The sequence below is a fragment of the Syntrophorhabdaceae bacterium genome (assembly GCA_036504895.1).
In the GTDB taxonomy this organism is placed as follows: domain Bacteria; phylum Desulfobacterota; class Syntrophorhabdia; order Syntrophorhabdales; family Syntrophorhabdaceae; genus PNOM01.
On record DASXUJ010000112.1, the window covers coordinates 23,451 to 29,683 of the forward strand.

General features: G+C 50.7%; 5 protein-coding genes, 1 tRNA gene and 1 other RNA gene. 3 read left to right on the top strand and 4 right to left on the bottom strand.

Translation table 11 applies throughout. The features are described from left to right. Positions 1-59: 59 nt before the first annotated feature. The 4 genes from rnpB to VGJ94_16305 all read right to left on the bottom strand — a co-directional run bounded on the left by rnpB (position 60) and on the right by VGJ94_16305 (position 1,717). Positions 60-430, bottom strand: an RNA gene (gene rnpB / locus VGJ94_16290) — RNase P RNA component class A. Then, complete coding sequence (locus tag VGJ94_16295) at positions 423-827, bottom strand: ribonuclease HI family protein (protein HEY3278177.1); 405 nt, start codon at positions 825-827, stop codon at positions 423-425. Before VGJ94_16295 ends, rnpB begins: the two co-directional genes overlap by 8 nt. After that, positions 824-1,537, bottom strand: a complete 714-nt coding sequence (locus VGJ94_16300) for a C4-type zinc ribbon domain-containing protein (protein ID HEY3278178.1) — start codon at positions 1,535-1,537, stop codon at positions 824-826. The genes VGJ94_16295 and VGJ94_16300 overlap by 4 nt, the downstream gene beginning before the upstream one ends. A 107-nt stretch (positions 1,538-1,644) precedes the next feature. Next, positions 1,645-1,717 (bottom strand) — tRNA-Ile (locus tag VGJ94_16305). A gap of 140 nt (positions 1,718-1,857) precedes the next feature. Here VGJ94_16305 and VGJ94_16310 point away from each other — a divergent pair. From VGJ94_16310 to VGJ94_16320, 3 genes are all read left to right on the top strand, one after another. Continuing rightward, positions 1,858-3,384 (top strand): PAS domain-containing sensor histidine kinase, encoded by a 1,527-nt coding sequence (locus VGJ94_16310; protein HEY3278179.1) that lies wholly within the window; start codon positions 1,858-1,860, stop codon positions 3,382-3,384. 7 nt (positions 3,385-3,391) lie between these two features. Next, entirely contained in the window at positions 3,392-4,741 is a 1,350-nt protein-coding gene (locus tag VGJ94_16315) for a sigma-54 dependent transcriptional regulator (protein HEY3278180.1), read from the top strand. Between the two features lie 250 nt (positions 4,742-4,991). Next, the gene (locus VGJ94_16320) at positions 4,992-6,026 is read left to right on the top strand and encodes a TRAP transporter substrate-binding protein (GenBank protein ID HEY3278181.1); all 1,035 of its coding nucleotides are present in this window, start codon (positions 4,992-4,994) and stop codon (positions 6,024-6,026) included. Positions 6,027-6,233 lie beyond the last annotated feature (207 nt).

Below are 6,233 nucleotides of genomic sequence, written 5' to 3' on the forward strand. Positions count from 1 at the left end.
TTCCGACCTGCAGGGCAGGCCATTCCCGCGTGAGATCAAATTTTTCCGTCATATAAAAGAAAAAGGGGTAAACTGTAAGCCGGGTTCTGTTGCCGGCTGGCCGGCCGGTGATCATTTCTCTCGGGTCCAGGTTACCCGGGACCTCTAGCGGCCTACCTGGGTTGAAGGATGGGCCATCCTCGCTGCCTTGCGGCAACCCCCTGTTTGGCCTTGCATCGGATGGGGTTTACAAAGCCACCCGGTCGCCCGGGTGCTGGTGAGCTCTTGCCTCGCCATTTCACCCTTACCTCCAGGGGATGAACCCGAAGAGGCGGTATATTTTCTGTTGCACTTTCCTTGGGGTTTCCCCCAGCCCCCGTTAGGGGCCATCCTGCCCTGTGATGCCCGGACTTTCCTCAGGTGAAACACCTGCGATCACCCATTTACCCCTTTTTTTGTACACCTTTTTTCGCGAGTTTGTCAGCCATCCTGTTTTCTTCTCTCGGGATATGTTTCACCGAAAAACTATCGAAAAGACGCATGATGATCCTGGCTTTATTCGCATATTCCTGTAAACAGGCATTATGAATCTTATATATTCCGTTTATCTGGTTCGCAAGGAGGAGGGAATCGGTATAGACATGAACCCTTTTTACCATCGATTCCTTCGCCTTTTCGAGCGCATGGATGAGGGCTTCATATTCGGCCATGTTGTTGGTCATTTGACCGAGGTAAATGCTTGTGCGGTAAAGCTCGTTTCCGTCGCCATTGAATGCGATCACGCCCGCGCCGGACTCACCGGGGTTCCCTGAGCATGCGCCGTCAATGTAGACATGCCACTCGCTCATTCTTCTTCTTCCATGAAATAGAAGATCCTGTTGCAGCTCGGGCAGAGTATGAGCTGCCTGTTCCTCGTCGCCTCGATATAGAGCTGGGGGGGAATGTTCATGAAGCAGCCCAGGCAGACCCCGTTTTTCACGTTTACCACGGCGAGGCCCTCTCTCCGTTCAAGGAGTGTAGTGTAGGTGCTCCGCAACTCCTCGTCTACCAGGGCGAGAAGGGCATCCCGGGTCTTCCTGAGGTCGGTCACGACCGCATCGACCGAACGGATCTCTTCTTCAAGCCTTTTCCTCTCAACCGCCGCCTCGGCCTCTTGCTTCTTGAGCTCCTTGGCTGCTCCCTCCATATCTTTTTTCAGTTCCTCGACCTTCTCCATCAAAATCAGGACTTCTTCTTCCGTTTTGTCGTTTCCTTCTTTTGCAAGCTCGATTTCTTTGAGGAGTGCCTGATATTCCTTGTTGGTCTTCACCTCATAAAGCTTCGCCTGGAGTTTTTTTACTTTCTCCCTTTCCCCTTCGATCTCTTTCTCTTTTTTCCGGCGGTCTTTTTCGAGCTCTTCTATGACCGCTTTTGCCCTGCCCACCCTGTCCGTCAACTCGGCGAGGGATGCGTCCATTTCATGTATTTTTTTCGGTGCGGACCAGATCTTTTTTTCGTGCGCCCTGATCTGGGTGCTTACCTGCTGCGCCTCAAATATTGTTTTCAGTTGCTGCTCCAATGTGTTCCCTCCACAAAGTTAAGGGGGGTGAACCTTGATGGCTGCACCCCCCTTGATAATTCAATTATGTTTATTGCCGTACAATATAATCACGCCCTTATTCTTATTGGGCCCACCTGGTCTCGAACCAGGGGCCTACCGGTTATGAGCCGGTGGCTCTACCAACTGAGCTATGGGCCCTCTCGCTCAATAGATTACCCGATAGCGGAATCTTTGTCAATAGAACTAATGTCTATTTTTTTAGTAGTGATAAGGGGTTGCGCGCGTTTTTATTCCCGGCCGAAACTTTATAAAAAGTGTATCTTATGGTATCATGTCGCGTGTCGCGAGAGAAAATAAAGACAAAAACCGAAAATGAGCCGCCCATAAACCTCGGTATGGTAACGTCTATTCTCAATGCCCTCCCCATGGGAATACTCGTCCTTAACGAGGAGCGGAAGATCCAGTGGCTTAATGAAAGGGCCAGCCATAGATTCCACATTTCCGGAGAATTCCCCCCGGGAGAGAAAGACTGCTATTCGGAGATCTTTAACAGGAATGAACCATGTCCCGACTGTCCCGCCCTCAAGACCTTCAAGAGCGGCAGGACCGCTCATGAGGAGATCAAAAGTGAATATCATGGAGAGGTGAAATACCACCTTGTCACTACCACGCCTTTGAGAAAGGAGCGCACCCGGGGACAATCTCTCATTATTGAAACCTTTCAGGATATTACATTCGCCAAAAGGGCCGAAGAAGAGCTGCGTCGCCTCAATGACTTCAACGGCGCCATCATCGACAATGCGCCTGTCGCCATATTTACCATCGACAAGAGCGGGAAGTTCATGAGCGTAAACCCCGCTTTGGCCATACTGTCAGGTCTGGGAGAAGAGGCGGAAGAGAAGCTCGTGGGGCTTAACTGGCTGGAAAACCCTTATACCGTGCGGTGTGGTCTCGCAGGACATATTAAGAAAGGTCTCGAGGGCGTGCCTTTCGAGCTGCAGGATTTTCCTTTCATAACTTACAGGGCCGACAGGGGGCAGTACATCCACTTCAGGGGTGTTCCCCTGAAGGGCAAGGACGGAAAGGTGGAGGGCCTTCTCTGTATCATCGAAGACAGCACGGAGAAGGTTAAGGCCCAGATACAGTCTATTCAGGATGCGAAGATGTCTGTAATAGGGGGCCTTATGACCGGAGTGGCCCATGAGCTCAACAACCCTTTGGCCGCCATAGCCGCCAATTCCGAACTGGCCGGCGAACTCTTTCAGAATATGGAGATAACCGCCCATAAAGAAGAGATGGAAGAGCTGCGGGGATATCTGGATGTGATCGAGGAACAGGCATTCAGATGCAAGCATATAATCAAAGACATGATAGATCTCACGAAAAAAGACGGTTTTGAGGTCAACGACGTAGACCTGCCCGGACTGATCGGCGAGCTTCTCGAGGTATTGAATTTCAGGAAGCTCAAAATTTGCCTCATAAAAGATATGCCTGTCGATCTGCCGTGCGTGAGGGGCGACATCAATGCACTCAAACAATGTTTTCTCAACATATTGCAAAATGCGGCGGACGCCCTGGAAGGAAGGGAAGGGGCGGTTATCGGCATAAAAGCCCGGCACCTGGACGGTTCGATCAACGTCGAGATTGAGGATAACGGAGTGGGGATCCACGACGGGCTGGTCGATAAGATCTTCGAGCCTTTTTTTTCGACGAAGCAGACGGGAAAAGGAGTAGGTCTCGGACTGACCCTCTGCTATGAATTTTTGAAGAGAATGGGTGCCGACATCGAAGTAAAGAGCATACTCGGAAAAGGGAGCATCTTTTCGGTAAGACTGCCTGTTTCCGAAATACTCATGAAAGGCTGATCCAAAATTGATTCGTATTATAATCGTCGATGACGAGCGTCAGCTGGTCGAGGCCTTCAGGAAGAAGCTCGCCAAAGAGGGCATGGAAGTCTTCACCGCCCTCAATGGTGAAGACGCTATTTCGATCATGAAGCGGGAAACCCTTGACCTGGGGCTTTTCGACATCAAGCTCCCCGATATGGACGGCGTAGTGCTTCTTGACCGGATGAGGGAGATGCAGCCTACGTCCGAGGTGATTATGCTTACCGGCTATGCCTCGGTCGATACGGCAGTCCGGTCGATGAAGCTCGGAGCTTACGATTACCTGACCAAGCCGTGCAAGCTTTCGGAACTGCACAGCGTGCTCCTCAAGGCATACGAAAAGAAACAGCTTAAAGAGAAGAACATTGTCCTCCAGGAACAGCTCCAGCGGGTTGAGCCCCACGATTCCTTCATAGGGGAAAGCAAAGAACTAAGAGAGGTAAAGAAATTTATCAATCTCGTGAGCGGCTCCCACATGCCCGTTCTTATTTTAGGAGAGACGGGTACCGGGAAAGAGCTTGTGGCCAGGGCCATCCATTCCCTCTCTTCCCGCTCTAAAAACCATTTCGTGGCGATAAATGCAAGCTGCCTCCAGGAAAACATCCTTGAAAGCGAGCTCTTCGGATACAAGAGGGGTGCTTTCACCGGTGCCCAATCCGATAAAGTCGGCCTCCTCGAGATTGCCAACAGAGGGACCTTTTTTGTGGATGAGGTGGCGGACATGAGCCCCGCGATACAGGCAAAGCTGCTCCGGGTTCTCGAGACGGGGGTATTCAGAAAAGTAGGTGATACCAGAGAAATAAAAGTCGACGTACGCCTTGTCTTTGCGACGAACAAAGTCATAGAGGAGGAGGTAGACGCCGGACGCTTTCGAAAAGACCTTTTTTACAGGCTCAACAGTTTTACCATCCACGTACCTCCGTTACGGTCCCGCAAATCGGATATTTCCTTGCTTGCAGGCCATTTTCTGGAGAAGTTTGCCAGGGGAGGAAGAATTAAAGGCATCTCGGGTCCTGCCATGGATACCCTCCTCGGGTACTACTGGCCGGGGAATGTGAGAGAACTGGCCAACGTACTGGAAAGGGCTGTGCTTGTCTCAGGTCCCAGAGGGGAGATCACGGGCGAGGACCTCCCCCAGAGTATGGTGGTCGATACACCCGCCGCACCCGATTATGGAAAAGTTACGGTCCAATCGGGTGCAATGCGGTTGAATGTAGTAGAAAAAGAACATATCAAAAATGTGCTCATGTTTACAAAAGGAAACAAAAGTAAGGCTGCCCGCCTCCTCGGAATAAGCAGGAAAAAGCTTTATCAGAAGATAGAAGAAGTCTCCTGACCATTCCTTCGTTTCTTTAAAATTAATTTATTTACATCTCATCAATTATGTAGTATCAGTATTTGTGGTAGCGCATGGATACAACGGATACGCATGTGATACGATATTTGTTATTCAATGTATTGATGTTTTTTGCTAAGAACATTATTGATCTTAGTCATGTTCTAGAAAGAAAACAGTCATCCATTTCAGTAATTTGGCAGCAAAATTGCTTCTTTGGTGGGAAGCAAAATCCAGTATAGGGGGTATCATGAAACGTTTCAGCATCTTCAATCTTCTTGTTGTGTTCTGTTTTGCAGTAAGTTGTATATTTGTATCGGTCGCTTCAGCTCAGGACAAAGCCGTGTCGCTCCGGTTCTCCGCTTTCCATCCTCCCACACACAAACTGGCGGTCATCACGGCCGACTGGTGTAAAGAGGTAGAGAAGAGAACAAACGGCAAAGTGAAAGTCCGCCATTATGCAGGGGCCACTCTTACCCCTCCCGCCCAGACCTATGACAGCGTAGTCCAGGGCGTGGTAGACGTAGGTAACATCGTCCTCGGTTATACCATGGGTAAGTTCCCCCTGACCGAGGTCCTTGATTATCCGATGGGGTACCATAACGACGCAGTAGCCACGAGACTGGCGAATGCCTATTTTCAGAAATTCAAACCGAAAGAATTCGACGAAGTGAAGGTCATGTATTTTCATTCCCAGAGCCCCGGCCTCACTCATGCCCGCAAACCCATAAACAAGCTTGAAGACCTGAAGGGTATGAAGATGAGGACCTTCGGCTCCAACGCGCGCTTCATGTCGCTCCTCGGCGGCACCCCTGTTGCCATGCCTATGGGCGATGCCTATGACGCCATTTCCAAGGGCGTTGCCGACGGCCTGATGTGCGCCTACGAGGCCCTCGAAGGCTGGAAGTTGGGCGAAGTAATCAAGTTTACAACCGAGAATTATGACAGCGCGTATACGGCCGTATTCGTAGTCGCCATGAACAAGAAGAAATGGGACAGCATTCCTCCCGACAGCCAGAAGATCATCGAGCAGATCAACCAGGAATGGATCGAGCGGCAGATCAAGGTATGGGATGCGATCGACGAGTCCGGCAAGCAGTTCTCCCTCAAGAGAGGCAATAAGACCATCAAGCTCTCCGCGGAAGAGCAGGCCCGCTGGGCGGCAAAGGCTCAGCCTCTCTTTGACGAATATGTAAAAAACATGAAGGCGAAGGGACTTCCCGGAGACGAAGTATTGAAATTCGCAAAGGATTTCGTCAAGAAGAACAATCCGCCGAGTAAGTGAGCCTGAATAACATGCACAATGTGACAGCCGGGGGGTCTTCCTCCCCGGCGTCTCTTTAGGAGGTTTGATGAACGCATATCTTGCACTATTTAAGAGGCTCGTCGGCTGGATGAACGCGCTGGCGGGGGTCGTCCTCTGTTTCATGATGCTCCTTACGGTGGCGGATGTGATCCTGCGCATGTTCGGCAGTGCCATCCTCGGCACCTA